At 67.6% G+C, this 2,865-nt stretch carries 2 protein-coding genes; both read right to left on the bottom strand.

Annotated features, from left to right (window positions below; translation table 11 throughout):
* Positions 1-128: 128 nt before the first annotated feature.
* Positions 129-1,700 (bottom strand): Na+/H+ antiporter, encoded by a 1,572-nt coding sequence (locus tag ABT008_RS30345; protein ID WP_350700723.1) that lies wholly within the window; start codon positions 1,698-1,700, stop codon positions 129-131.
* A gap of 806 nt (positions 1,701-2,506) precedes the next feature.
* A complete protein-coding gene (locus tag ABT008_RS30340; RefSeq protein ID WP_350700722.1) occupies positions 2,507-2,779 on the bottom strand; it encodes a hypothetical protein in 273 nt (90 codons plus the stop codon).
* Positions 2,780-2,865 lie beyond the last annotated feature (86 nt).

The following is a 2,865-nucleotide window of genomic DNA, read 5'->3' as shown; positions in this document are numbered from 1 at the left end:
GCGGCGCGGTGCGCGGTGCGGCGCGGTGCGCGGTGCGGCGCGGTGCGCGGTGCGGCGCGGTGTTAGGAAGGGTCCCCTGCTATACACCAGGCGTTAGCAGGGGACCCTTCCTTGCACTCGGCGCGCCGTCATTCCAGCGTGTGCGGCCCGAGCAGGCGGATCTCCTCGACGTCCAGATGCGCCTGCAACTCGCGGAGCACCACGTCGTCGATCTCCCGGGCGTCGCGCATCCGGGTGATCTCGCGGCGCTTGTGGTCCAGCGCGGCCAGCCGTAGCCGACGTTCCGCCTCCTGGGCGGCGGCCGTCTCGTCCTCCGGCTCGGCCTGGGCCGCGTCCAGGTGTCCCGCGTACTCGTCCTGGATGCGCCGCGTGGTGTCCGGGTCGACGCCGACCCGGTCGGCGATGTCCGGCAGCGCGTCGAGGGTGACCTGGGTGGCGCGGACCCGGGCCTGCCGGCTCTCGTCCTCGCGTTCCGGGTCGCCGGTGAGCCCCGCCCAGGTCAGCAGGAACGGCAGCGTGGTGCCCTGCACCAGCATGGTCAGCAGGATCACCGTGGCCACGCAGAAGATGATCAGATCTCGTTCGGGGACCTGGTCGCCGTCGATGCTCAGCGGGACGGCGAGTGCCGCCGCCAACGAGACCGCACCGCGGAACCCGGCCCAGCCGGCAACGGTACGGATCCGCCAGTTGACCCGGCGGCTGCGCGAGGCCGCGCGGTGGTCCACCAACCGGGCGACGAGAGCGGTCAGGTGCAGCCAGAGCATCCGCACCGCCACCAGCACCACGGCCACCACCACCGCGATGGCGAGCGCACGCGGCAGCGACACGCTGGTGACGCTGCGTACCGCCCGAGGGATCTGCATGCCGACCAGGACGAAGAGTCCACCGTTGATGAGGAAGGTGGTCAGGTCCCAGAACGACAACGCCAGCACCCGGGACCGGGCCCGGACCACCCGGGGACTGGCCGCGGTCAGCATCAACCCGGAGACCACCACCGCGAGTACGCCGCTCTCGTGCACGACGTCGGCGAGGAAGAACGCGGCGAACGGGGTGAGCACGCTGATCGCGCCCTCCCGCAACGGGTCGTCCAGGCGCTTGCGGATCAGGATGACAACGGTGCCGACCAGCAGACCGGCCGCGATGCCGCCGAGGAACGACAGGCCGACCCGCTCCACGAGCTCGAACACGGTCGGCGCGGCGCCGCCGCCGAGCAGTCCGAGCGCCACGGCGAACAGCACCAGGGCGGTACCGTCGTTGATCAGGCTCTCGGTGTGCAGCGTGGTGAGCAGGCGCCGGGGCATCCGCTTGGCCAGACCGGCGACGGCCGCGGCGTCGGTCGGGGCGAGCACCGCACCGAGCACCCAGGCCACCGCCGGGTCGACGTCGAAACGCTGCACGACCAGCGACACCACCACCATCGTGACGCCGACCAGCCCGACCGCCAGCAGCGTGATCACCACGATGTTCGCCCGGACCTCGCGCAGGCTGGTGGTCAGGCTCTCCCGATAGAGGATGGCCGGCAGGAACAGCAGCAGCACCACCTCGGGAGGAAGGATGACGTGCGACAGCGGCGGCAGCAGCGCCAGCAGCGCGCCCATGCAGATGAGCAGCACCGGCGGCGCGACCCGGTAGCGACCGCCGAGGGTGGTGCCGACCAGCACGGTGACGCCCAACGTGATGATCAGCAGCAGCTCGCTCACGTCGCCCCCGTTCGTCGCCCACCACATGGTGGTACGCCGAACGGCCGTCCCGGGCGGATTCAGCGAATGGCCCGACCCACCGATGAGATCGACTTACCGACCCTGGCCGTCAACCGGTCCAGCCCCATGCCTAATTCGTTGACCCCCACACCGACATTCTGGCGTCGACCTTTTCGTGCCACTGAGCCTTTCAGAGGTATCGGGCGGGTTGACCTGCACCCTCCGTCACCACCGGATCGTGATCGGCGTACGGGTCTTCGTGCGCCTGCTCCGGGAGCACTCACACCGAGCAGGCTGAGTAGGGCGCCCTCGTCCGAGCGGCACCTCGTACGCTTCGCAACGTGAGGACTTGGGGCCGCATCGCTGAGGCTCCGGCCTGCATTCCTGAAAATCAACTGCGAGAGGGCCGCCCGCAAGTACGTCAATGATCACGGAGTGATGGGTCATGCATGTGACGCTTAGATCATGATCCATCATGTGTGGTTGCGGAGCCTGACTACTGTTGGTGAATGGTCAGCCGTCGACCCAGTTATCAGCCCGGCCATCGAGCCAGCCTGAGCGCAGAAACTAAAGTCGCCATAATCATGGGCATCTTTGGGGTCCTGGCCGCCATCATCGGCGGCATATCCTTGGTCGTGGCGGAGGTCATCACCCCTGGCCCCGCCTCCGAGGGAACGCCGGGCGCGGAGAGGTCGGGCCACGATGGGTCACGCACCTCTGTCGACAACAGAGCTATGCCGTCGCCCACTCCGACCGCAGTGTCACCCATTCCGGGGTCGCCGACCGAGGCGCCTGATGGTCTAGGCCTACTGGACGATGAGCGAATCGCGAGCATCGCGGCTCCCTTTGGTGCCCACGTCAGCTCTTGCCGCGTCCTTGATCAAGGCAATCCAGTAGATCGCGATCTGTTTAAGGAAGAACTTGAGGTCGATCTGACCGGAGGCACCTTCGCTGTCCGCTGCTGGGGCGACGACTGGGCCGTCCATCTCATGTCTTTTCCAAATGGCCATGAGAGGGGACTTTTGTACGGGAAGGTTGAGTCGGATGGCAACAATGCTGAAGTTATGCAGCAGGGTCATTGCGTAGTTGAGTAGCTGCTGGTCACGGTGGTGATGAGGTCATGGGGGCGGCGGTTGGCGCGGCGGGTTGCTCTGGCGATGTTGGT

The organism is Micromonospora sp. NPDC002389 (assembly GCF_040296095.1).
GTDB lineage: Bacteria > Actinomycetota > Actinomycetes > Mycobacteriales > Micromonosporaceae > Micromonospora.
This window is presented reverse-complemented; position numbering and strand designations above follow the sequence as displayed.